This is a genomic window from Polaromonas sp. P1_E3 (genome assembly GCF_056405935.1).
Genome location: NZ_JBFUBD010000813.1, coordinates 1 through 622, shown reverse-complemented (window position 1 = coordinate 622; position 622 = coordinate 1). Strand labels below are relative to the sequence as shown.

The window sequence follows — 622 nt, the reverse complement described above, 5'->3', positions numbered from 1 at the left end:
ATGCCTGGTCACATCGGCACGTGGCACGGTCAGGGCTGGGCAGAATTGCTCGATCACGACCTCGAGGCAGCGCAGGCCAGTTTTTCCACAGCCCTTGAGATGGACCGTAACTTCTCCGAAAGCCATGGCGGCATGGCAGTTGTGCTGGCGCTCAAAAAGCAAACACATGAAGCCAGGCAGCACGCGGAGCGTGCCATAGGACTGGACAAAAACAATTTGTCGGGACGCTATGCCGAAGCTCTGCTCAATGGAGAGGTGAAGGATGACGTTGCTATCCGAAAACTCGCGCAAAGATTGCTTGCAAGCCGGAAGAATCTGTCCGGTGTGAGCATTCCGGATTTCACGGGGATTTACCGCAAGTAACCAGCTTCTCGGCTTAGGGATAGAGGTTATTGGAGCTGGCCCGCCTTGGGTACTTGGGCTCGCTTTTCTTTCGATCGCAGGTGCTTCTTAACGGTGTTCGGAGCTAGGCCTGTACGCTAACTTGCAATATGCTTGATCGGTTTTGGCATCGAAGTAGAAGCTCATAAAACAAATAATGCTGTGCCGATCAAAACAGCGGCTACGACAATCATTAAAGCCATCAGCGACCAGCGCGGACTGGGGTGACTCAAGATAGCTG

At 53.2% G+C, this 622-nt stretch carries 1 protein-coding gene; it reads left to right on the top strand.

All coding sequences use genetic code 11. The annotated features are described in order from the left end of the window. A partial coding sequence (locus tag AC1D0Z_RS23685) for a tetratricopeptide repeat protein (RefSeq protein ID WP_477660556.1) occupies nucleotides 1-363 on the top strand: 363 nt, incomplete at its 5' end. Between the last annotated feature and the right edge of the window lie 259 nt (nucleotides 364-622).